This is a genomic window from Modicisalibacter radicis (assembly GCF_900961225.1).
Classification (GTDB): Bacteria; Pseudomonadota; Gammaproteobacteria; order Pseudomonadales; family Halomonadaceae; genus Modicisalibacter.
On the sequence record NZ_CAAHFN010000064.1, the window covers coordinates 1 to 23,527 of the forward strand.

Sequence of the window (23,527 nt, forward strand, 5' to 3'; positions counted from 1 at the left end):
ATCCCCGGGCGGGGCGCTTCGAGGCGGCGGACGGCGGTACGCTGTTTCTCGACGAGGTCGGCGAACTACCACTCGCCATCCAGGCCAAGCTGCTGCGCACCCTGCAGAACGGCGAGATCCAGCGCCTGGGCGAGGATGAACCGCGCCACGTCGATGTCCGGGTAATGGCCGCCACCAACCGCAACCTGCACGACAGCGTACGCAACGGGCACTTTCGCGCCGACCTCTACCACCGACTCTCGGTCTATCCGGTGCCGATCCCGCCGCTGCGCGAGCGGGGCAGCGACGTGCTGGTACTGGCGGGGCATTTTCTCGAGCTCAACCGGGCCCGCCTGGGGGTACGCAGCCTGCGGCTGTCACCAGCCGCCGAAGATGCGCTGTGCGGCTACGACTGGCCGGGCAATGTGCGCGAACTCGAGCACGTCATCAGCCGGGCGGCGATCAAGGCACTCAGCCAGGGCGCACGCCGTGAGGATATCGTCACTCTCGAGCCCGGGCTGCTCGATCTGCCACTGATAGCTTCCGCCGCCCCGGATGTGGCGGTGGCAGCGTCCCGGGGCGCGCCGGTGGAAGCGTTGCACGACAGCGTGGCGCGCAGCCAGCGGCAAGCCATACGTCACGCCCTCGAACGCGCCGACGGCAACTGGTCGGCGGCGGCGCGGCTGCTCAGGGTCGATGCCAGCAATCTGCACAAGCTGGCGCGTCGGCTGGGCATCAAGTAGCGGGCAACCCAGCCGGGACGTGAAGTGCGGCCGCCTTGATATATGTCAGGCCCGCGTCGTCTTCGTGGTGGCACGCTTGGCGGCTGCCGAACATCGAGGAGGGGCATCATGGCATTGCCGTTGCCATCACCGTTACTGCTATTGCGGGCGCTGGATAACACGGCGCCGCTGGCCGTCAAGCGCCGCCTGGTCGAGCCGCTGCTCAACCGGATCTTCGCCGAGCCGCTTGCCGACGGCGAGTTCGACGCCCTCGAGGGGCGTCGCATCTCGCTGAGGGTCGAGGATCTTGGCGTCATCTTGACCCTGGGGCTCGAGGCAGGGCGCCTGATGCTCTGCCGCGAGGTCGGCGAGGCGACCATTCGCGGTGGCTGGCGCGAGTTCCTGTGCCTGGCGACCCGCCGCGAGGATCCCGACGCGCTGTTCTTCCAGCGCCGCCTGTTGATCGAGGGCGATACCGAGCTGGGTCTGACGGCCAAGAATCTGCTCGACGGCCTTGAGGAAGGGCTGGCCCAGGGCCGCCTGGGCAAGTGGCTGGAGCGACTGGAGCGGTTGGCGCGTCGCGATCATGGTACCCAGTCGTCCCGGCCTGCCCCGGAGACGACAGGATGGATGGGTTAAGCTCTGTCTGAAAAATCGACGAGCGATGGCCAGACAAGGCAAAAATCGGCGAAAAAGCGGAGTTTACACGGATTAAATGAGCATTTTGAGTCGATTTTTAACGCCGTATGGGCGAGCGCAGGCATTTTTCAGACAAAGCGTAGCCAACGCGCGGGGCGGTATCGCATTGACCTGCCCTGACTAAAGTCAAGGCTCCTGCGTGCTCGTTCTGGTCTGATGGCCTTACCCTGCCTAGACGGGCCCGGCGACCCCGGACCCGGTGCCCGAAGGAGACCCAATGAGCGAATATCCTCCCCACCAGGACTGGGACCCCCGTGCCGAAGCCGTGCTGGACGACCAGTTGGCCGCTTACGATACGATGCGCCGACGTTGCCCGGTCGCCTTCAGCGATTACCTGCAGTGGTCGCTGTTTCGCCATGCCGATGTGCGGCGCGTGCTGGAGGACCACGAGACATTCAGCAATGCCGCCAGTCGCCACCTCTCCGTGCCCAATGCCATGGACCCGCCGGCGCATACCCGCTACCGGCGCCTGATCGAGCCCTATTTCGCGCCGGGCCCCATGCGCGACTTCGAGCCCGAATGTCGTGAGATTGCCACCAGGCTTGCCGATGCTCTGCCCGAGGAGGGCGAGATCGAGGTCATGGCGACGCTCGGCCAGCCGTTCGCCCTCCAGGTGCAGTGCGCCTTCATGGGCTGGCCCGACGAGCTGCATGTGCCGCTGCGGCAATGGGTGGAGCGCCAACAAGCCGCCACACTGGCCGGCGACCGGGAGGCCCTGGCGAGGCTGGCGCTGGAATTCGACGGCGTGATTCGCGGCCTGCTGGACGAACGACGCCTGGCCGGCACCGACGCGCCGGACGATGTCACCACGCGGCTGATGAGCGAGCGATTGGACGGCCGTGCGTTGAGCGACGAGGAGGTGATCAGCATCATCCGCAACTGGACGGTGGGGGAGCTGGGCACCATCTCGGCCTGTGTGGGTATCCTGCTGCGCTACCTGGCCGAACATGCCGACCTGCAGGCCCGACTGCGTCGCGACCCCGAGCTGCTGCCGGCCGCCATCGACGAGATCCTGCGCATCGATGCGCCTTTGATGTCCAACCGGCGCGTTACCACCTGCCCGGTGGAGATCGGCGGTCGGCCTATCGGGGCCGGGCAGCGCCTGACCCTGCTGTGGGGCTCGGCCAATCGCGACGAGGCGATATTCGGCGATCCGGATGAGTTCCGGCTGGATCGCGACCCAGAACTGAATCTGCTGTATGGCGGCGGTGTTCATGTCTGCCCGGGGGCGCCCCTGGCGCGCATGGAATTGCAGCTGTTCCTGCAAGCGCTGCTCGGCCATACCCGGGCACTGGTTGCCGTAGCGGACAAGCCCGCCGTCAGGGCGCGTTTTCCGGCGGGTGGCTACTCTCGGGTCTGGACGCGGGTGAAACGCTGAGCTTTCAATGATTACGCCCTTGCCACCCTTTATGCAGTGTTCTTTCAGTCGAGGTGTCCCGACTCGGCCGAGACATCCCGGGGGCATGATCAATTTCGCTTCTAGCTAGTGAGGGAGCCATGATTAATGTTCAAATATACCGTTATCATCCCGAACAAGATGCTGCCCCTCATATGGAAGCCTTCGAGCTTGGTGAAGAGTTCCGTCAGAAGATGGTACTCGAGGTTCTGGAGAGTCTGAAGATCACGAATCCCGACCTGGTATACCGACGTTCCTGCCGCGAAGGCGTGTGTGGCTCGGATGGCATGAACATCAATGGCAAGAATGGGTTGGCCTGCATTACCTCGGTGGCCGAAGTGCTGGGTAAAGGAAATACGCTGACCCTCAGGCCGCTGCCCGGCATGCCGGTCATCCGCGATCTGGTGGTCGATCAGACGCTATTCTTCAAGCAGTTCGAAAAGATACGCCCCTATCTCATCAATGATGAAACGCCACCGGCAGTAGAGCGCCTGCAAAGCCCTGAAGAGCGTGACAGGCTCGATGGCCTGTACGAATGCATCCTGTGTGCCTGCTGTTCTTCGCAGTGCCCTTCCTGGTGGTGGAATCCCGACAAGTTCATCGGACCGGCGGGGCTAATACAAGCCTATCGCTTCCTGAACGACAGTCGCGATACGGCGTCCCGGGAGCGTCTAACTGAGCTTGAGGATCCTTTCAGCGTTTTTCGTTGTCGCCAGATCGGCAACTGCATGTGGGTCTGCCCGAAAGGCCTGAATCCAATGAAGGCGATCGGCAAGATCCGCGAAATGCTGCTCAAGGATGGGGTATAGAGCGTCGGTAAGCTCACGGGGCGGTCAGCCTCAAGCTATTTGGGAGGGTATGTCTTGCTATTGAAGAGGATTAACGACGCTGTATCGGCGGGTGGATATTCCATGGGTAGTTACCCCCGCTCAATTCGAACGAGCGTTATCTGCCGAGTGTGCTCCCGAAGGTCTGTTCGAAGAATGGAGAGACACCTAATGCCTGATGCGGCCACGCCACTCATTTCAATCGGGAGCATCCGGCCATGAACGACACGACCAGCCGTCGCCATGACGACGGGCCCGTGCTGCTCGCCTTTGCGTTCCGGCCTTTCTTCCTGCTCACCGCGCTCTACGCGGCGGGCCTGGTGGCGGCATGGATCGCCTTCCTGTTCGGCGGGCTGCCTTTGCCGCTGGGCGTGAATCCAATCCAGTGGCATGCGCACGAGCTGCTCTTCGGCATGGTGCCGGCGGCCATCGCGGGCTTCCTGCTCACCGCCATGTGCAACTGGACGGGAGCGTCGCCGCTCAAGGGGAACGGCCTGCTGGCGTTGATTCTGCTATGGACAGCGGGGCGGGCGGCAATGTGGCTGTCGGGCTGGCTGCCGCTGTGGCTGGTCGCGACGACCGACCTGGCCTTCCTGCCGGCAATGGCGGCCTATGTCGCGCGAGTACTGCTGCGTCATGGCAATTACCGCAACCTGGTGCTGGTTGCACTGCTTTCCCTGCTTACCGGAGCCAACCTGTTGATGCACCTGGGGTTCAGTGGGCTCTGGCCAGTCGGGGGGCAACTGGGCGAGGTTCTGGCGCTGGATTTGATTGCCGTGATCATGGTGGTAATCGGCGGTCGAATCACGCCGGCGTTCACCGCCAACTGGCTACGCATGCAGGGCAGGGATCCCGCCCAGGTGAGGCGTTCCGAGACGTTGGATCGAGCGGCCTTCTGGAGCACGGTCGCGATGGTACCGATCGACCTTGCGATGTCCGCTCCCGTGTTGGCTAGCCTGATGGCATTGTTCGCCGCACTCGTCAACGGTTGGCGACTCCATGCCTGGCGAGGCTGGAAGGCCTCGGAGGAGCCCCTCATATGGATTCTTCACTTTGCCCTGGCCTGGATCGTCGTTGCCCTGCTTCTCAAGGCGGTGACGCCCTGGCTGGCGCTATCATCGAGTGTCTGGATGCACGCGATGGGTGCCGGGGCGGTCGGTACCTTGATCCTGGGCGTGATGACCCGCGTAGCGATGGGGCATACAGGACGGGCAATGCGCCTGCCGCGTTTGGCGATATGGATTTACATAGCCATCATCACGGCGGGGTTGGTGCGAGTGATAGCGGCCTTCGTGCCGCAACTGTTCTATCCGGCGCTCACCGTCTCGGCAGTGGCCTGGGTCTTCGCGTTCCTGCTTTTTGTCGTTGTCTACTGGCCCATTCTGAGCCGACCGCGCGTTGACGGCCGCCCCGGTTGAGCGAAAGCTCGAAGTCGATGAAGCGAGGCGGCTTGGGGGTTCCGTCATGGGTACGTGGCATCGGGCCGGGTGACGAGAAAGAGAGCCACGCCGAGGAAGAGAATCCCGGTGATTACCGGGACCCTGGCGCTGTCGCTGGTCAGCAGCAGTGTCAGCCAACTGACGAGGAGCAGCAGGCAGGCCAGCCATTTGGCGCGTTTCGGCACGGCGCGCTGTTCATGCCAGGCACGCAGGGCAGGGCCGAAATGCGGATGGCGATGCAGCCACTCATCGAGGCGCGTCGAGCCCTTGGGGGCCGCCCACGCCGCGACCAGCAGGAAGGGGGTAGTAGGCAGCAGGGGCAGGACGACACCGGCGGCTCCTAGCCCGACACAGCCATAGGCCAGGCAGAGGAAGGCCAGGCGGCGTGGCGAAACCCTCGAAGCCATGGGCACCTCCCAATTCAGTACTGAATGTTCATAGCCAGAACCAGCCGTGGCTGCCGGCCACCGCCCCCGCGATGGTGATCAGACTGATGACGAGCAGGAACCAGTGCAGCCCCTGGACGAGCCGAAACGTGGACTCGGGAGCGCGTCTGGCCCGCGCGTCGAACCAGCGATGCAGGAACAGCGGCTCGAACACGAACAGCATCAGCGTGAAGATCAGCCATACCGCTATCATGGCATGGATCCACCAGTAATCGACCATCGACAGGCGCTGCCAGCCGAGTACATGCAGCATGTAGAAACCGCTGAGCCCCGCCAGCAAGGTGGTGATGCGTGACTGCCAGGCAAAGCGTGCCTCCACTTTCTCGAAGAATGCCACGCGCTCCTCTGCGCTCTTGAAGCGCTTCACCGCCGGCAGCAGGACGGTGGTCACCATCGCCACGCCACCGATCCACAGCACGACGGCCAGCACATGAACGACGCGGGCCAGGAAGTAGTATTCCATGGCGTCACACGGTTCTCGAAAACAGCCCGCGCTGGCCTTCGCCCAGGTAGGCATCGAAGGCCATGGCAACGCTGCGCATCATCAGTTTCCCCCGGGGCAAGAGCCTCACTTCACCACCCTCGATCGCCACCAGACCGTCGGCGATATGGCCGGAAAGCTGATCCAGCGAGTCGGCGAAGTAGTTGGCGAATTCGATATTGTAGCGGTGCTCGAAATGGGCCATGTCGATACGGCCATGGCACATCAGGGCCATGATGACCTCGCGACGCAGGCGGTCGTCGTCGTTGAGCTGGTAGCCGCGCTGGACCGGCAGGCGGCCGGCATCGAGACGGGCATAGTACTGGGACAGTTCCTTGACGTTCTGGCTGTAGCTGTCGGCCACCTTGCCGATGGCCGAGACGCCTAGGCCGATCAGGTCGCAGTCGGCATGCGTGGAGTAGCCCTGGAAGTTGCGTTGCAGCGTGTCGTTCCGAGCGGCCTGGGCCAGTTCGTCATCGGGCAGGGCGAAGTGATCCATGCCGATGTAGACGTAACCCGCAGCGGTCAGGCGTTGAATGGTCAACTCGAGCAGTTCCAGCTTGCGCTCCGGCGGTGGCATGTGCTCGGGGCGGATCAGGCGCTGTGCCTTGAACAGGCTGGGCAGGTGGGCATAGCTGTAGGCGGCGATGCGGTCCGGGCGGATGTCGATGACCTTGCTCAGCGTGGCGTCGAAGCTCTCCACGGTCTGCAGTGGCAGGCCATAGATCAGGTCGACGCTGATCGAATCGAAATCGGCCTCGCGAGCCGCTTCGACCAGATTGCGGACCTGGTCTTCGCTCTGGATGCGATTGACGGCGGCCTGCACGTCCGGATCGAAATCCTGCAACCCGAAGCTCAGGCGGTTGAAGCTCAGTTGCCGCAGGGCGTGAAGTCGTTCGGGCGTGACCGTGCGCGGGTCGACTTCCACGGAAAACTCGTGGGCGCTACGGGTATCGAAGCGAAAAGCCTGGCGCAAGGCGTCCATCAGCTCGGCTAGCTGCTCGTCGGTAAAGTAGGTCGGCGTACCACCGCCCAGGTGGAGTTGGGTAAGCCGACGGTCGTCATCGAACAATTCGGCCTGCAGGGCGATCTCGCGCTTCAGGTAATCAAGGTACTCGGCCGCTTTCTCGGTCTTCTGGGTAATAATCTTGTTGCAGGCGCAGTAGTAGCACAGGCTCATGCAGAACGGGATATGGACATAGACCGACAATGGCTTGGGCAACGGGTCGCCGTTGCTCGTCTCGGCGGCCTGCCGGTAATCGTCCATCGCGAAGGCCTCGTGGAACTGCGGTGCGGTCGGGTAGGACGTATAGCGTGGCCCGGGGAAGTCGTACTTGTTGACCAGGGCACGGTCGAAGACCTGCGTTTGGTTCATGATCCTGCCATCCGAGGGGAGTGATGAGCGCACTATACGAGGTCTCGCCGTCACCGAAGTTGCTTTCGATCATTTTCGGTGCGATCGGTATCGTCCGTTCATGGGGCTGCCCGCATGGGTATCTCCATGGTGAACGTGAGAGGGTGGCATCATCCTCGACTGGCGAGTCTCTCGAAACCCGTCGCGCAGCGCGTTGATGATGCCCGCCGGGCCGTGGAGCATGGATAGCGCCGCTACCATGCCGCTATCGCCGACTGGATACCTCAGACATACCCTCTGAAGCAGAAATACAGAATCGCCAGCACCTCTGCCCAGCCAAGCAGGTAGCAGAACAGCGGCCAGAGAATTTCCTTCGCGCTCAGCGGGCGCTCGTTGTGGCGATTACGCACGTAAGGGTCGTTCGGATCAACCCGACACTTTTCCTCGACCCACTCGGGCCAACGCGGCACGCGGCAGGTCCACTTGGCAATGATGCGACCAGTGCCAGCCCACATGACCATGGGGGCAAAAATCAGCTGAACCGCACGGCTATCAGCCAACACCTGAGTCGCCTGGATCAGCGAGTGGATGAAGCTTTCGCGCTTGCCATCCAGGTCCAGCAGGCGCTGATCGACTTGGTAGGCCTGGATATGGCCATCGGGCTCTTCCATGTAGCGGCGCACCAGCTCCCAGATTTCCAGCACGCCCTGCATGCCCTTGAGGCCTTCGTACTTGAAGAAGACCAGGTGATAAAGCATGTTGCCATTCTGATCCCGCACGAACCCGCGAATTTCCTCGCGTGACATCCCCCGACGATCCTGAGACTTGGTCGCTTCGCTGGTGTAAAACTGTATATCGTCCCAGTTCATGGTAACCACACCCATATCCTGCGACCAGGCATAGACCTTGCGATCACGTCGATTGAAGCGCATGGGGTAGTGGGTTTTGCGAAACATATCCCAACGCACAAGTGCATTCAGGCAAGGCACAGCTATAAGCACGAAGGTCAAAATCGCCAGCCATATGAAAACATGCACAATTAGAGGAAGTCGTTCACTGCTGGAAAAAAGGACATAGAGCAATGCACCCATACCCACTAAAATCGGTGCTAGGCCCATAAGACCAAAAAACGACGTAACGCCCCTTAATCGATTACCAGAATCAATAATCTCGACATAAGCAGAGTTGCTGGATATCACCGAATCATTAAACAGTGGTTTTTCACAGTCTTTCGATGCGCATTTGCGATCTAACGACTGTACCTTCCCCCCAAATCCTCTTGACCGGGACATCGTACTGGAAAAGCCCCAATTGGCTTTTATCATCAGGTTATAAAGATCCTTGGCATTCGTGGATCGCATATCACTCTTCCTTGTGAGTCATCGCTTCGAGGCGCCGCAGTTCGAATTCCAACTTGGCACTACTAGGTCCCGGCTCGCCACGTTCACCAAAGGCACATTCGGCCAGCCACTCCTGCAAGTCATTTTCTGTAAACCATAAAATGCTTACTGCTGCTGCAAGCGCAATAAGGCCGAGCACTAACCCAGTCCACCACAGGGTTATCGCCAAAGTAGCGAGCAGACCGGTGCTACCGGCAACAGAAGCGGCAGAACCGATACCGGCCAGAAATAAAACGAAACTTGCAGTAGCAGTAAAGAAGCCAGAGGTCAAATATAGAGACCCAATCACCATTTCATCTTCACCGATTTTTTCAACACCCTCCCAAATGTCCATGGCCCCGAGGATCAGACCACCGGCTAGGCCAAGGCGTGCCCCCAGCTTCAGGAAAAACTTACTGGAGCCGGCCAGCAGATGATCTGACGCCAAAAACACCCTGCGCCCATGCTCCAGCGTCTTGCCCACCAGTTCGGCGGCACCGCCGGCCAGGGCGAGCCCCATACCGAGTAGACGCCCCTGGGCGCGGAGCCCCGCGTCCAGAATGCCGTTCATCTTGCCGAGCTGATCGTTCAGGCTGACATACGCCAGCGCTACCCCCACGATACCCGCCGAAAACTCCAGTTTTTCTCGTCCCGTCAGACTGATAGCCCTGGATGGCGAAGACGTCTCAGCCATAAAGTCCTCGAGTGGAGTGAGGTCTATCTGGCGTATATCGAAGGTCACCGGGGTTTCCCCATTGACCGTGATGAGCGAGCGCGCCTCTACCCGAACCTTCTGCTGGAACTGGCGCAGCTCGCTTTCGTCCCAGTCGGGGTAGATCCGCTTGAGCGGCTCGCGGGTTCGGGATAGGACTTCCTCGAACGTCACGCTGGCTTGGGTGATCTGAATCAAGCTTCCCGAAATCATCCCCAGGGTGAGCAGAAGTGGTGCCGGGTTTTGCTCTTTTGCCACGACACTTTGCATCGGTCCCAGCACATGGCCGAGCATTCTGGCAGGCGAAACAACCTCGTCGGGATAATCTTCCGTCAGCCCGAGATAAGTGGCAATCAATGTCCCCCAGGGCAGGGTGGCGGGGTTGTTGCCCGGTTCGCCAAAATTGGCGTCGCTCGCCGCCATGATTTGCTCAATCAAGGTCTTCTGGTTCAGCCCCATTCCCCGCAAAAGCAGGTTGCTATTGTCGATTTCGCTCGCCGATAGCCATTCGACATACTGCTTGAACGCAGGCGCGTAGCTCTGGGTGCCCAGCAGTACGAAGGAGATAACGGAGACGAAATTGATACCCGATTCTACATTCGCATCATCGAATCGGCTGTTGAGGTAGATCAGCAGCGGATTGCCGGTCAGCCAGCTCGCATAGGCCGATGCCGATGTCTTTGGCTCCATCATCGCTCTATAATTTCAAAAATATCCCCGGAAGCAGAAGTACAAAATTGCCAGCACCTCTGCCCAGCCAAGTAGGTAGCAGAACAGCGGCCAGAGGATTTCCTTTGCGGTCAGCGGGCGCTCGTTGTGGCGATTACGCACGTAAGGGTCGTTCGGATCAACCCGACACTTTTCCTCGACCCACTCGGGCCAACGAGGCACGCGGCAGGTCCACTTGGCGATGATCCGGCCGGTGCCTGCCCATGCGATCATTGGGGCTATGACCGCGGCCATGATGGGGCTATCCGCGATAAACCGTGTGGCTTGGACTAAGGAATTAATGAAACTCTCTCGCTTACCATCCAGATCCAGTAGGCGCTGATTCACTTGGTAGGCCTGAATATGGCCGTCGGGTTCTTCCATATAGCGACGCACCAGCTCCCAGATTTCCAGCGCGCCCTGCATGTTCTTTCTACCTTGGTACTTGAAAAATACCAGGTGATAAAGCATGTTGCCCGCGCGATCTTTTACGTAGCCACGGATTTCATCGCGTGCCAAACCTCGGCGATCTTCTGATGCTGTCGATTGGCTCGTGTAGAACTGAATATCGTCCCAGTTCATGGTGACCACGCCCATATCCTGAGACCAAGCATAGACCTTGCGATCATGACGATTGAAGCGCATTGGGTAATGAGTTTTTCGGAACATGTCCCAGCGAACTAGAGCGTTTAGTATAGGAAATCCTATGAATACTCCTGTTAGTATGGCCAGCCATGTAAATATGTGCACAACCAGTGGGAGGCTACCACCATCATCGAAGAGGCTAAAAAACAGAGCTCCAAATCCTGTCAAAAAAGGGATTGCACCTATTAGACCAAAAAAAGAGGCGACGCCTCGCAGACGCCCTCCTGAATCAACTACTTCAATATAGCTCGAATTGGTTGCAATTATCGAGTCGTTAAACCGAGATGACTCAACTTTATTTGGTGCTTGCTTCTTGTCGAGTACTTGGGTTTTCGCTTCAAACCCTCTCGAGCGAGACATAGTACTGGAGAATCCCCAGTTTGCCCTGATCAATAGGTTGTAAAGATCTTTGGCAGTCGTCGATTGCATATCATCCTTCCTTATGGGCCATGGCTTCGAGGCGCTGTAACTCGGCTTCTAATCTGACACTACCCGGACCCGGGTCACCGCGCTCGCCAAAAGCACCCTCCGCCAACCACTCCTGCAGGTCATTCTCAGTGAAGTACCAGATAGCGACTGAGGCCGCGATGGCGACAATGCCGAGTATGAGCCCTGTCCACCATAACGCTACCGCTAGTCTCGCCAATAGAATCGTGCTCCCAGCCATTCTGGCAGCGGAGCCGATGCTGGCGAAAAATATAGAGAAGCTGGCAATGGTCGTGAACAAGCCAGAAGCTATATATAGTCTCCCGATCACTAGCTTGTCCGCCCTTAATTTATCGACTCCCTCCCATATATCTATCGCTCCCAAGATGACACCGCCTGCCAACCCAAGGAATCGTCCGGCGGCCAGAAGTGTACGCTGCGTACCTACAAAACGTGCCTCAGCGAAGAACACGCCACGGGCATGCTCCAGCGTTTTGCCAACCAGCTCGGCGGCACCGCCGGCCAGGGCGAGCCCCATACCGAGTAGACGCCCTTGGGCGCGGAGCCCCGCGTCCAGAATGCCGTTCATCTTGCCGAGCTGATCGTTCAGACTGACATATGCCAGCGCTACCCCCACGATACCCGCCGAAAACTCCAGTTTTTCTCGTCCCGTCAGACTGATAGCCCTGGATGGCGAAGACGTCTCAGCCATAAAGTCCTCGAGTGGAGTGAGGTCTATCTGGCGTATATCGAAGGTCACCGGGGGGTCCCCATTGACCGCAATGAGCGAGCGCGTCTCTACCCGAACCTTCTGCTGGAACTGGCGCAGCTCGCTCTCGCCCCAGTCGGGTTGGATCAGCTTGAGAGGCTCGCGCGTTCGGGATAGGGCTTCCTCGAATGTCACGCTGGCTTGGGTGATCTGAATCGAGCGGCCGGAGATCATCCCCAATGTCACCAGGAACGGCGCCGGCGTCTGGTCGCCCCCCACGGCACTTTGCATCGGCCCCAGCACATGGCCGAGCATTCTGGCGGGCGAGGCAACCTCGTCGGGATAATCTTCCGTCAGCCCGAGATAAGTGGCAATCACTGTCCCCCAGGGCAGGGTGGCGGGGTTGTTGCCCGGTTCGCCAAAATTGGCGTCGCTCGCCGCCATGATTTGCTCAATCAAGGTCTTCTGGTTCAGCCCCATTCCCCGCAAAAGCAGGTTGCTATTGTCGATTTCGCTCGCCGACAGCCATTCGACATACTGCTTGAACGCAGGCGCGTAGCTCTGGGTACCCAGCAGCACGAAGGAGATAACGGAGACGAAATTGATACCCGATTCGACGTTATCGTCATCGAACCGGCTGTTGAGGTAGATCAGCAGCGGATTGCCGGTCAACCAGCCCACATAGGCTGAAGCCAGTGGTCGCATGTTGTCTTTGTCGTATGCTGACAACTGCGTGCGATAGGTATTTTCCATCCAGGCGTCGGGCTCGCCGGGGCGGAGCTTGTCGCCATACTTGCCCCAGGCGTCGTCGGCGGCCTCTTCGAGTTCCTCCTCGCTGATGCCTCGAAGCGTCTCCCGTCGAAAGGCCTCGACCTCCTGCCGGAAAGCGGGGTCTTCTTTCTGCCGGCGCTCGAAACTGGCCTTGATGCTGTGCTCAAACCCCGGATGCCCGCCGGTCTTATCCGCCCCATAGTAGGTTTCCTTGAGCTGGTTTTCTACGATCTCGTTGGCCCGTTGCTGCCGCGCCCGCTCCCGAAACCCATCGCGCAGGGCATTGACGACACCCGCTGTGACGAAGGGACGCTTGATGGCTTCCTGTTCGTTGAACTCTTGCTCGCGGGCCTCGAGTAGCGCGGCGAGATCACTGGTGACACCGGCCGGGTCGTCGAGGACGAACAGCGCCGGCGTCATTTCACTTGGCTCGGCTTGTCGCTGTGACCAATCGATGAACCCGTCGACGTCGTCCCGAATCCCGTTGACGGGTGCCAGGCTGTGGCTCAACGCGCTCACTTCCGTGGTCTGTGCCGCGTCGCTGTCACCAGCGTCCCGCGATCGACGTCGTACCCAAGGGAAATTGGCTTCAGCCACAAGCTCTCCCAGTTCACCGAGCGGGCGGGCATAGTCCGCCGAGCCGCGTTTCCATTGCGGCAGGGAAAGTTTGCGCATGGTGTCACGCCGACCATTCGTGTTGGAGGCGTGCTCTTTCCACACGCGTTTGGTCCAGCGGTCGTCCGAGAAGGCCAGATAAATATCTTGAGCATCCTGGGCCGCGGGTACCGTGATGCAGCGTCCCGGATAGACGTGATCGGGGTTGGCGCGACACGGGAATTCCTCATCTTCCACCGACGCATTGATATCGGCATCGAGCGGTCCCGGCGAGTCGGGATCGAGCGCCAGCAGCTCGTCATTGGTGACATCGATGTAGCGACTGAGAAAGCCTTCATCGGTCACGTAGTAGCCTTGCCAGCGTCCACGAGCCGCGTTGAAGACATACAGAAAGCCTTCTCGCAGCAGCCTCAGCGTGTAGTGCTGGCCCCCCGACAGCGCAATCTGCGAGACGGCATCATCCTGTAGATCCGACGGCAAATCAGGGGCTTTGAGGCTGACATCATCGCTACGCGCCACGGCATAGCGCACGGGCAGGATCGGCAGGCCGCCACCACCACAGAAGCTGCAATCGGGGCGTGGACTATTGGCACTACTCATGTCCGTTCCTTAAGTCTGAAATGAGGGTGTTCCATTCGGTTTCACTCAATGCGTCCAGGTGACCGCTAACATCGGAAAAGCGCCGCGTGGCCAGTGTCATGAATCGACTCACCAGGTCCTGCCCGGCAAGATCCGGCAGGTGCATAGCTGCTCTTTCTGCAAGCGTCGGCTGATCCTCAAGCGATAGAACCGAGCGTTGTGCATGCCGCAGGGTGTCATCCAGCCACTGACAGTGGGGCGCGTCCTGCGGCCAGTCGGGCGCCAGCGTGGCCAGACGACGTAGGCTCCGGTTCAGGTCCGCGAAGCGATCGATGCTGGTCCATTGAGCGCGAGTCAGTTCCATCCAATCGATGGATGTCGTGACGTCAGGGCGTTGCAAGGCATAAGACCGCCCCTGCACATCGAACCACGACCATTGATCGAGAGGCCCCATCAGCCGGGCCAGCTGCGTCGGCTTCAACAACCACGCCAGATGGCGGAAGACGAGAGGATCGTAATAGCGGAACCAGTGATATTGGCGATCATCAGGACGCCGCTGCAATAGCTGGCGACGTAGGTGATGGGTCGTATGCTTAATATCGGCTTTTCCCATCATCAACGCCGAGAAGAACAAGGCCCCACGCTTGCGATAGCGCCGGGTACGGTCGATAAGGTCCTCGCACGTCTCATCGGGCAACGCGTGAAGCTCGACGAGCTGTGGTAGGCGATGCGCCCGCGCGGGTGCGGGCGACGTTTCCAGCGCCCGAACAGGCAGATCGCGCCAGTCACGTTCGTGCACGACCAAGGGATTGATCACGGCATAGTCGAATTCGCGCAACGACGCCGCCGTTAGACTGGTGTCGTGCATGCGAGCCGGAGATGGCTCCCTCATTGCCGACATGGGTCAGCCTCCCACGGGCGTGCTGCCTGAAGACGATTTATCGGCGCCCGCGAACTGCTTTTCGCACTCTCCCTCCGGCAACTCGGGCATCGCCACGTCCAGGCTCGTCGGCCCGCCGAACTGGTGCTGCGCGCCCTTGATATCGATCTTGCCCGGGCCGTGGACGTCGATGTTGCCGCCTTCGATGCGGATATAGCCGCCACCGCTGTGCAACAGGATGCCGTTGGCGGCGTTGATCTCGACTCGCCCCTCGGTGGAGGTGATCTTGACGTCCTTTTCGGCGGTCAATTCCATGGCATCGCTCTGGGCCTGGACCTCGACCTTGCCCCGCGCCGCGAACAGCTTGATGCCGGCCTTCTGCACGAACAGAGAGAGCTTCTCCGAGATCGACGCCACCAGGCTCCTGCCGGTGGCGATGTTGACGTCCTCGCCGCTGGAAACGCTCAGCGAACGGCCCTGGGCCAGGTGGGTCGACTCGGGGGTGCTCGCCGTGATGCCGGCCGGCGAGGCCAGGTGCAGCCAGGGCGCTTTCATGCGCGCGGCCTGGCCCCGACCGCCGCTGTCGGAGGCGCCGCGGGCGTTGCTCTGGTCGGCATCCGTGAGCTGCTCGCTGTCGCCGTAGGTGTCGTCGGCGTCATCCCCGGCCTGCCTGAGATTCGTCCGGCTGTCGAGGGCGTCGGCGTTATGGTCCGCCGCGCTCTGGCTGAGGCTGTCGGTGAGGTTGTAGGCGCTGTCGAGCTGCTGCTTCGCCGGGGTGAGGTCGAGCTGGTCGCCGCTGGCGCCGAGCTGGCCCCAGCTGGTGAGGTACAGCCCCTGGTTGGCGCGGATGGCGCCATAGGCGTCGCTGCGCAGTTCGAACCCGGTGCCACGGAAGGCGCCTCGGGTATTGCCGGTCTGGTGGATCAGGTAGCCGAGGTTGAGCTGGCTCTTCTCGGCTTCGGAGTTGAGACGCACCCGCTCCTGGTCGGTGGCGTCGTCGAAGACGAGTTCGTTGTACTTGCTGCCGCGATAGGTCTTGCTCTTGAACCCGGAGAGCAGGCCGTGGCTGTGCCAGTCGGGGGTCTGCTCGCCGTTGTAGACCCGGCCGGTGATCAGCGGGCGGTCGGCGTCACCCTCGAGGAAGTCGACGAGGACTTCCTGACCGATCCGCGGCACGAACACACTGCCCCAGCCGGCGCCGGCGTTGGGCTGGGAGACCCGCAGCCAGACGCTGGAATTCTCGTCGCTCTGCCCCTGACGGTCCCAGTGGAACTGCACCCGCACGCGGTTGAGGGGGTCGGTGTGGATCTCCTCATTGGCGGGGCCGACCACGGTGGCGGTCTGCGGGCCGCCGATCACCGGACGCTGATGGGTCAGCGGGTGGCGATAGGGCTGGGTGCGGCGCTGGGCCTCAAGATCGACCAGAAAGTGGCCGGTGCCGCCGGTGGCATAGTCCTTGAGACGGCCCGCAAGGCGTTCACCGGTGGGATCGGCCGTTTCTGCCTCGAGACCGTGCGCCTTCTTGGCGGCATCGATCTGCGGCTGCAGGCTGCCGGGCAGCGCCTGGAGCTGGGCCGAAACCGGCAGCGCGTTCTCGGCGTGGACGGTGACGCCCAGCAGCAGGAACTGGCGTTCTTCTTCGCCACCGGTGTCGTGCAAGGGGTGCTGGCTGAGCTCGAACCAGCGCCCGGCCTGGAGCTGGCGGGCGCCGCCGCTGCCGCGAAAGCGCTTGGCCAGGGACTCGTGGGCCTCGAGGCGGTTCTCGGTGAGGCGTTCGCCGCGCTCGAAGCCGTGGTAGTAGTACTCGCCGGCGTAGTCGTAGACCTCGGTTTGCGGCAGGTTGCCCTGGTCGCTGAGCGTATCCAGCCCGGTGCGCTTGGTGAGCGAGGGCTGCTTGTAGTCGAAGGTGCCGACGCTGACCCGGGTGGGCTGCTGGGTGCGCACGCCGCCCCAGCGGGTCAGCGCATCCTCACGCTCGGTGGCGTCCTGGCGGTGGAAGCGAATTGCCTGGGGCGAGACCGGCTGGCAGGTGTCGACGTCGTCGGTGAAGACGATGCGGTGGCCGTCGAAGTCATCGTCTTCACCGGCAAACTCGGCGTACCACCAGAGGCCTTCCTCCTCGCAGAGGCGGCTGATGAAGTTCAGATCGCTCTCGCGATACTGCACGCAGTAGCTGCGCGCGGGGTAGTCGCGACGCAGGTCGAAGCGGTAGCGGCCCCTGGCCAGTTCATGACCGTCGAACACGGCGGTGAGCACATCGACCACCGAGCGGTCCTGGAAGATGCGGCTGTCGCGGCCCAGTTCGAGCATCTTGAGCCACGGCACCAGGGTGAGCTGGTAGTAGGTGACCCCGCCATCCTCGCCCAGCAGCGCCGCCTCGGAGACCAGCCCGTGCAGGCGACGGTAGCGGCCGTCGGCCTGCAGGATCGCCAGCCGGGCCGGCTGGGCCAGCAGCGTCTTGAGCTCGAGATCGTTCTGCTGGGAGATGCAGTCGAGGGTGTAGGTGAACGGCGCGCTGACGCGCTCCTCGCCCACCAGCCGGTGGGGCACCAGCCGCGCCCCGGCGACCTCGAGGGTCAGCAGACGCTGCGACTGCGACAGGTCGATGTCGAAGGTGTCCAGTAAACTGTCCAGCGTTGATAAATCTGCCATGACTCTACCTCGTTGGCTTTTTCGCTAGGTGCGGTTTGGTCTCAGCGCAGGGCATATGCGAACTCCCCCTGAGCGTCGAGGCTGACCGTGAGTTGTTCGATGGATTCACCGCTGGCCATGCGGTCCAGCACCTGCGTGGCGATGGTCGGCATCAGGCTGCCGGAGAGGATGTTGTCGATATTGCGCGCGCCGCTGTCGCTGTCGGTGCAGCGCTCGGCGATGGCTTCGACGATCGCCGGGTCGTACTCGAAGTCGGCGCGGTGGTTGTATTCGAAGCGGTGCTTGATGCGGTCGAGCTTGAGCCGAACGATGTTGTGCAGAATCTCCTTCTGCACCGGGTAGTAGGGAATGATGTTCAAGCGGCCCAAAAACGCCGGCTTGAACACGGCGTTGAGCCGGTCGCGCAGGCTTTCGACGATCGCATCCGGAGCGGGCAGGGACTCGGCGCCCAGGCACTGCGGCATGATGTCGTCGGTGCCGACGTTGGAAGTGAGCAGGATCACGGTATTGCGGAAGTTGATCTCGCGACCTTCGCCGTCGTCCAGCACCCCCTTGTCGAACACCTGGAAGAACAGTTCCAGCACATCCGGGTGCGCTTTCTCGACCTCGTCCAGAAGAACCACGCTGTAAGGCTTGCGGCGCACGGCCTCGGTCAGCACGCCGCCTTCGCCGTAGCCGACGTAACCGGGAGGCGAGCCCTTGAGACTGGAAACGGTATGCGCTTCCTGGTACTCGGACATGTTGATGGTGATGACGTTGCGCTCGCCGCCGTAGAGCGTATCGGCCAGCGACAGTGCGGTTTCGGTCTTGCCCACGCCGCTGGGGCCGAGCAGCAGGAAGACCCCGATCGGCTTGTCGGGGTCCTCCATCCGCGCCCGCGATATGGCGATGCGCTTGCCGATCTCGGCCAGCGCATGATCCTGGCCCAGCACGCGCTCGCCGAGCAGTTCGGGCAGGCGCTGCACGGTGGCGATCTCGTCGCGCATCATCTTGCCCAGCGGGATGCCGGTCCAGTTGGAGATCACCTCGGCGATCACGTTGCCGTCGACATGGCCGTGCACCAGTGAATGTTCGCCCTGGACCTCGGCCAGTTCGCGACGGACTTCGCCGATCTGTCGGCTCAGCGCGTCGGCATCGCCGCTTTGCTGACCGGCCTCGATGGCTTCCCGTTCCGCTTCCAATCCTTTGAGACGCGTCACGATCTCCTGCTCACGCTCCCAGCGTGCGCTCAGGTCGTCGATCTCGCTGCGGGTCGCGGTAAGCTGTTCGTCGAGTGCGGCCAGCGTTTCGGCGTGATCGCTGCCTTCACGCTGTTCGCGCTGGAGGATGGCAATCTCGCTGTTGAGGTTGTCGACGCGACGGTGGGCGTCCTCCAGCGCCGCCGGCTGCGAGGATTGCGCGAGGGCAACCCGGGCGCAGGCGGTGTCGAGCACGCTGACCGCCTTGTCCGGCAACTGGCGGCCGGTGATGTAGCGGTGCGACAGACGTACGGCCTGGACGATGGCGTCGTCGAGAATGGTCACCTTGTGGTGGTCCTGCATGCGCTCGTTCAGGCCGCGCAGCATATTGATGGCCACCGGCTCGGCGGGCTCCTCGACCTTGACCACCTGGAAGCGGCGGGCCAGGGCGGCGTCCTTCTCGAAGTACTTCTTGTACTCCGCCCAGGTGGTGGCGGCGATGGTGCGCAGTTCGCCGCGCGCCAGCGCCGGCTTGAGCAGGTTGGCGGCGTCGCCCTGGCCGGCCTGGCCGCCACTGCCGATCAGGGTGTGCGCCTCGTCGACGAACAGGATGATCGGGTGCAGGCTGCGCCTGGTCTCCTCGAGCACGTTCTTGAGGCGATTCTCGAACTCGCCCTTGACCCCGGCGCCGGCCTGGAGAAGGCCGAGATCGAGCGTGCGCAGCTCAACGTTGGCGAGCGGCGGGGGCACGTCGCCGTCGACGATGCGCAGAGCCAGACCCTCGACGACCGCGGTCTTGCCGACCCCGGCCTCGCCGGTGAGGATCGGATTGTTCTGACGCCGGCGGGTGAGGATATCCACCATCTGGCGGACCTCCTCCTCGCGACCGAGCACCGGATCGATGCGGCCGGCGCGGGCGTTGCCGGTCAGGTCGATGGTGTACTGGTCCAGCGCCGGGGTCTTGCTCTTGCCGGAGCGATGGCCGCCCGGCCTGGCGTCCGATGGCTGGCCAGCGCTCTGGCCTCTACCGTTCGCGTCTTCGCCCAATGGACGCACGTACTGGTCTTCGCTGCTGCCGCCGATCAGATCGTCGAGATGCGCCTGCAGGTCGTCGACGTTGATGCGCTCGAGCTCCCGGGCGCCGTCGATCACGACCCGGCGGAGCTCGTCGTCCTTCAACAGCGCCAGCAGCAGGTGGCCGCTGCGGATCTGCGCCTCGCCATGATCGATCGAGGCGACCACCCAGGCACGTTCGATCAGCCGGGTGATACGGGGCGAAAGCGCGGGCGTGCGGGTATTGCCGGTCTTGAAGGTGGCGATCGTCTCCTCGAGTTGCGAGGCCAGCCGGTCGAGGACGACGTCGTAATGCCGGGCGATGCGCAACACGTCGTTGTCGTCGCTGTCGAGCAGCTTGATCAGCAGGTGCTCGATGTCCACCTCGTACTGACGCTCGGCCAGGCAGAGTGCCGCTGCGCCTTCGGTGGCCTCGCGGCAGGGATCGTTGAGCTTGTCGAAGAGGGATTTGAGACTCACGCCGTGGCTCCGTCGTAGGGAATGTCGAAGAGTGCATGGCCGTGGGAGGCGGCCGGTCGGTCGGTGGGGTTGAGCCAACCCAGCCGCCCCAGGCTGAGATTGCCGTTCCTGCCCAACTGGGGCGCGGGGGTGCTGCGCTTGTCGAGGATCAGTTCGATCTCGAAGTCGAGTTCGATGCCGGCGTAGAAGCGCACCAGCTTCAGCAATTTCCGATGGGCGGCGGTTTCCGGCAGCAGCGAGCGGTAAGCCTCCAGATTCAGCGGTCCGAACGAGATCCGGAACGCAGACTGGTAGTCGCGTACCCGCGTGCCCGCGATGGCGCTCTCGCCGAGCCTGGCGTTGGCCTGGCCGAGTCTGGTGTACTGCGCGGGGTCGAGGCGTATCCAGCGGCCGGTGAAGGGCTTCACGTGGCAAGGCAACTGGAAGGTGTATTCCAGAATCGCCTCGAGATTGCCGGCGTTACGAGGGCGCTGGGTCCAGAGCCCGGAAAACCAGTTGAACAGATTGCGGCGCAGCGAAGCGGGGTCGTCCTCGCGGTCGAGTCGCTGGGCTCGCGTCGTCGGCGTGAACCCGACCAGGTGCAGCAGCCAGTCCTCGAAGTCGGCGCTGCCCTTGCGTTCGTACTCGATGTGGAAGCGGTACTTCTGCCACGCCTCGTAGAAAAGCGCCGTCATGCGGTGCGAGAACACGTCCATGAACGCGTGGGCAGCGTCATCGCGCTTCTCGATGTGGCGGTTGATCAGCAGCTCGGTATAGGGGCGGGGCAGGACCCCGGAGGGCCCCACCAGTCCCATGAAGGTGACCTGGATCTCGCTCAGCGGGTCGCCATTGGCGGAGCGGGTCTTGTCGCTCTCGAAGCTGAGGTCGCTGATCTCGCTGGGCGGAAAGTTCAGCGACAGCAGCGAACGAAAGCGCAGCGGATCCTGGTGCGGACGGTTTTCGGGGTCGATGCGCCCGGTTCGGCTGTAGTGCAGCCGTAGCAGGCGCACCAGCTGAAAGAAGCCGAATCGCCAGGGTTCCGCACGGGCCTGGTCGATCAGACCAGGGGCTGAGTACCGGTTCTTGGCTGCCATTGGGCGACTCGCTGTTCACGCTGCCGGGAGCGAAGGGTGAGCTGGGTGAAACTGTTGAGGCTGCAGTACTGGCCGAAGAAGTGGTCCAGTACCATGCCGAACAGATAGATGCCGCTGCCGGTGAACTGACTCTCGTCGAACTCCAGCGTGATGCCGGTGCCGCGCACGAAGGCAGGACGCGGATGGCCGATACGCGTCATCACCGGCTCGCTGTGGATGGCGGCGAGGCCGTTGATCTGCTTGCGGATCGCCGAGGCCTGACGGTAGTTGTAGAGCGACAGCAGCTCCATCAACGCCTCGCGACCGTCCGAAACCAGCGACAGATGGTTGAGCGACAAATGCGAGATCAGCCGCCATATCACGCCCTTGCCCATGGGGGGGCGGATCGATGGCGTGGGCTTTCGCAGGCAGCGGATGCGCTGCACGACCTGCTCGCGGTCGAGGGTGAAGTCGCCCCGGGGATCGCCGAAGGTCATCAACTGCGGGAGGTCGCGGTTGCTGCAGGTGAGCTTGAGGCTGAGGGTATCGCTGCTGCCGTCGAGCAGCCCCAGCTCGCGGTCGACCACGCGCAGGCGCATCTCGGTCCCCGGGTCGCGGGCGTCCTCCGAGGCCACGCGGCGAGCGATCCAGTAACTCTGCCGCGCCTGCTTGTCGCTGTCCCGCGGCTCGAAGAACGGCAGGCAGGGAGCGACTTCGTCGCGACTGGCGGTGCGGATCACCCGGGTGACGTCGTCGATCGAGACGATCTCGGTCGAGCGCGCATGGCGCACATCCGGCACTACCGGGTATTCGTGGCGCGTGTGGCTGAGCTTGATCGGTTCGGCCTGTTGCGGGAACAGGTTGACCACCGGGGTGCAGCCGAGCCGGAAATTGTGGCGCCCGATGGTCTGGGCCAGGCGCGCCAGCCGCTCGTGCTGGTCGTAGTCGCTAAACAGGAAGTGCAGCTGGAGCTGGGTCACCGCCTTGCCGGCCAGCGGACGTGCCAGTCCCTCGAGATCGAAGAACAGGAACTTCTCGGGGAAGGTGAAGTATTCGTGGAGCAGCCGGTAGCCCAGGAAAGAGCGTTCCGAGTAGTCGATCAAGCCCTCGTCGTGGCCAAAGCCGACAGGAGCGATGGCATCGGGCGCCAGCCTGATCTCGCGGCGCTGGCCGGCGTCGACGAAACTCACCGAGATGCGCGCGACGTTGTTGAACAGCAGCTCGTAGAGCGGATGCATCAGACTGCCTTCGCCGTCCAGGAAGAAACGCAGCCGGTCCAGTTCCAGCTTGCCGAAATCGGTATTGCCCAGGCTCTCCAGCGCCAGCGTCAGCTGGGCCACGTTGTCGTTGCCGTGGGCGTTGAACGACGAACGTTCCAGGCGTGTCAGTTCGGCGCCGGTCAGGGCGATCGGCCACACATCGACCGGGTAGCAGGTGCGGAAGCGGCAGAACGAGTCTTCGATCGGCCGCGAGTGCAGCATGGTGTGGCGCGGCAGGTGGTAGCGTCCGGTCAGCGAGGTCTGCGGGCCAGGGTCGAACTCGACGATCGACAGCGCCGGGGTTGGCCGCAGATAGTGCGGGTAGAGCACGTCCAGGAACGCCTCGACGATCTCGGGGAAATCGTCGTCGAGCTTCTTGTGCACGCGCGCGCTGAGAAACGCGAACGCCTCGATCATGCGCTCGGCGTGCGGATCCTCGCAGTCGTCGCCTTCGAGCAGCAGCCGCGAGGCGATCTTGGGATATCGGCTTGCGAACTCCTGACCCAGAAAGCGCAGGTGCGAGAGTTCCTTCTCGTAGTAGGGCAGCAGGTCGTCGAGCATCAGGTTAGATTGTGCACCTTGTACTGTCGGGTATTGACTTGCAATACGGCATCGAAGGCAACGTGCTGACTCACTTCGCTGAGCGAGAGCACCGCTTCGATGCGGAACTGCAGGATCCGGTCGTGGCCATCGTCGGGGTTGAGCAACTGGACGCGAACGCTGCTGAAGCGCTTGTCGCCATGCTCGATGGTGCGCTCCAACTGACGCTGGATGAGGCGTCGATCGTCGCTGCTGCGCACGCCGCGGCTGATGAAGTCGGGCAGGCCATAGTCGAGCAGGGTGTCCTGCAGGGTCGGCCAGGCATCGAGCTCGCCGGCGACCAGCTCGCGCCGGGTATTGACCAGCAATTCCAGGTCGCGAACCACGCTGGCCTTGTACTCGTTCACCGAGCAGCGGTGCCCGGGACGACTCTCGGTGGTGTGCTGCGGCTCGTCGTCGAGAAGACGGTCGAGAAGCGTCGGCACCATCTGCAAGGGCTCGCTCATCTGGCGACACTCCGTGATCGTTCGTGCGGCGGGCACCGGC

18 protein-coding genes are annotated in these 23,527 nt (G+C 62.3%); 5 read left to right on the forward strand and 13 right to left on the reverse strand.

What is annotated here, in order from left to right; all coding sequences use genetic code 11:
- The 5 genes from HR9077_RS10400 to HR9077_RS10420 all read left to right on the forward strand — a co-directional run.
- Positions 1-722, forward strand: a 722-nt coding sequence (locus HR9077_RS10400) for a sigma 54-interacting transcriptional regulator (protein ID WP_168380931.1), incomplete at its 5' end; no start/stop codon positions are given.
- A 108-nt stretch (positions 723-830) separates the two neighbouring features.
- Positions 831-1,340, forward strand: coding sequence for a ubiquinone anaerobic biosynthesis accessory factor UbiT (gene ubiT / locus HR9077_RS10405; RefSeq protein WP_136066936.1), 510 nt, complete (start codon positions 831-833; stop codon positions 1,338-1,340).
- Positions 1,341-1,617: 277 nt separating this feature from the next.
- Complete coding sequence (locus tag HR9077_RS10410) at positions 1,618-2,778, forward strand: cytochrome P450 (protein ID WP_136066937.1); 1,161 nt, start codon at positions 1,618-1,620, stop codon at positions 2,776-2,778.
- A 119-nt stretch (positions 2,779-2,897) separates the two neighbouring features.
- Positions 2,898-3,605 (forward strand): succinate dehydrogenase iron-sulfur subunit, encoded by a 708-nt coding sequence (locus tag HR9077_RS10415; RefSeq protein ID WP_136066938.1) that lies wholly within the window; start codon positions 2,898-2,900, stop codon positions 3,603-3,605.
- 236 nt (positions 3,606-3,841) lie between these two features.
- Entirely contained in the window at positions 3,842-5,041 is a 1,200-nt protein-coding gene (locus tag HR9077_RS10420; protein ID WP_136066939.1) for an NnrS family protein, read from the forward strand.
- A gap of 44 nt (positions 5,042-5,085) precedes the next feature.
- On the opposite strand, the gene HR9077_RS10425 is transcribed toward HR9077_RS10420, so the two are convergent.
- From HR9077_RS10425 to tssE, 13 genes are all read right to left on the reverse strand, one after another.
- Positions 5,086-5,469 carry a YbaN family protein gene (locus tag HR9077_RS10425; protein WP_136066940.1) on the reverse strand — a complete coding sequence of 128 codons (384 nt, stop codon included), beginning with the start codon at positions 5,467-5,469 and terminating at the stop codon, positions 5,086-5,088.
- Between the two features lie 28 nt (positions 5,470-5,497).
- Positions 5,498-5,971, reverse strand: coding sequence for a hypothetical protein (locus HR9077_RS10430; RefSeq protein ID WP_136066941.1), 474 nt, complete (start codon positions 5,969-5,971; stop codon positions 5,498-5,500).
- Between the two features lie 4 nt (positions 5,972-5,975).
- On the reverse strand, positions 5,976-7,364 hold the full coding sequence (hemN, locus tag HR9077_RS10435) for an oxygen-independent coproporphyrinogen III oxidase (RefSeq protein WP_136066942.1): 1,389 nt from the start codon (positions 7,362-7,364) through the stop codon (positions 5,976-5,978).
- 263 nt (positions 7,365-7,627) lie between these two features.
- Positions 7,628-8,704 (reverse strand): DUF6708 domain-containing protein, encoded by a 1,077-nt coding sequence (locus tag HR9077_RS10440; RefSeq protein WP_136066943.1) that lies wholly within the window; start codon positions 8,702-8,704, stop codon positions 7,628-7,630.
- 1 nt (position 8,705) lies between these two features.
- Positions 8,706-10,124 (reverse strand): T6SS effector BTH_I2691 family protein, encoded by a 1,419-nt coding sequence (locus HR9077_RS10445; protein WP_210725910.1) that lies wholly within the window; start codon positions 10,122-10,124, stop codon positions 8,706-8,708.
- Between the two features lie 15 nt (positions 10,125-10,139).
- Entirely contained in the window at positions 10,140-11,216 is a 1,077-nt protein-coding gene (locus HR9077_RS10450; protein WP_136066944.1) for a DUF6708 domain-containing protein, read from the reverse strand.
- A gap of 1 nt (position 11,217) precedes the next feature.
- Complete coding sequence (locus tag HR9077_RS10455) at positions 11,218-13,908, reverse strand: T6SS effector BTH_I2691 family protein (RefSeq protein ID WP_210725911.1); 2,691 nt, start codon at positions 13,906-13,908, stop codon at positions 11,218-11,220.
- A complete protein-coding gene (locus tag HR9077_RS10460) occupies positions 13,901-14,755 on the reverse strand; it encodes a DUF4123 domain-containing protein (RefSeq protein ID WP_168380932.1) in 855 nt (284 codons plus the stop codon). Before HR9077_RS10460 ends, HR9077_RS10455 begins: the two co-directional genes overlap by 8 nt.
- Before the next feature lie 36 nt (positions 14,756-14,791).
- Positions 14,792-17,419, reverse strand: coding sequence for a type VI secretion system Vgr family protein (locus HR9077_RS10465; protein WP_136066946.1), 2,628 nt, complete (start codon positions 17,417-17,419; stop codon positions 14,792-14,794).
- A 41-nt stretch (positions 17,420-17,460) separates the two neighbouring features.
- Positions 17,461-20,130, reverse strand: a complete 2,670-nt coding sequence (gene tssH, locus HR9077_RS10470; protein WP_136066947.1) for a type VI secretion system ATPase TssH — start codon at positions 20,128-20,130, stop codon at positions 17,461-17,463.
- Entirely contained in the window at positions 20,127-21,203 is a 1,077-nt protein-coding gene (gene tssG, locus HR9077_RS10475) for a type VI secretion system baseplate subunit TssG (RefSeq protein ID WP_244613152.1), read from the reverse strand. Before tssG ends, tssH begins: the two co-directional genes overlap by 4 nt.
- Positions 21,167-23,002: a type VI secretion system baseplate subunit TssF gene (gene tssF, locus HR9077_RS10480; protein ID WP_136066948.1), complete on the reverse strand. Its 1,836-nt coding sequence runs from the start codon at positions 23,000-23,002 to the stop codon at positions 21,167-21,169. Before tssF ends, tssG begins: the two co-directional genes overlap by 37 nt.
- A complete protein-coding gene (tssE, locus tag HR9077_RS10485; protein WP_136066949.1) occupies positions 23,002-23,487 on the reverse strand; it encodes a type VI secretion system baseplate subunit TssE in 486 nt (161 codons plus the stop codon). The genes tssF and tssE overlap by 1 nt, the downstream gene beginning before the upstream one ends.
- Between the last annotated feature and the right edge of the window lie 40 nt (positions 23,488-23,527).